This window comes from Vibrio sp. 10N.222.48.A3, from assembly GCF_041475345.1.
GTDB lineage: Bacteria > Pseudomonadota > Gammaproteobacteria > Enterobacterales > Vibrionaceae > Vibrio > Vibrio tasmaniensis_A.
In genome coordinates, this window is the sequence record NZ_JBFRVX010001210.1 from 1 (window position 1) to 484 (window position 484).

At 42.6% G+C, this 484-nt stretch carries 1 protein-coding gene and 1 pseudogene; both read left to right on the forward strand.

Annotated elements, in window-relative coordinates:
• Window positions 1–361 (forward strand): annotated as a pseudogene (locus AB4653_RS25095) (3-deoxy-7-phosphoheptulonate synthase); the annotation flags it as partial.
• Between the two features lie 12 nt (window positions 362–373).
• Window positions 374–484, forward strand: a 111-nt coding sequence (locus AB4653_RS25100) for a DUF520 family protein (RefSeq protein WP_372105583.1), incomplete at its 3' end; no start/stop codon positions are given.

Sequence of the window (484 nt, forward strand, 5' to 3'; positions counted from 1 at the left end):
ACGTGGTGGCGATAAAGGCCCTAACTTCGATGCTGAATCTGTAGATAACGCATGTAAGCAACTGGCTGAATTCGATCTACCTCAACGTTTGGTTGTAGACTTTAGCCACGCTAACTGTCAGAAACAGCACCGTAAACAGTTAGAAGTTGCACAAGACATTTGTGAGCAAATCAAATCTAACAAGAATCAAATTGCAGGCATCATGGCGGAAAGCTTCATTGTTGAAGGTAACCAGCCAATGACAGATATCAACAACCTAGAATACGGCAAGTCTATTACTGACCCATGCCTAAGCTGGGAAGATACTGCAACAATGCTAGATATGCTTGCAACAGCAATTAAAGATAGAAACTTAGCTTAAGGAAACAACACAATGCCATCATTTGACATTATCTCTGAAGTAGAAGCAGTAGAACTGCGTAACGCGGTAGACAACGCAAACCGTGAACTATCGACTCGTTTCGATTTTCGCGGCGTTGAAGCA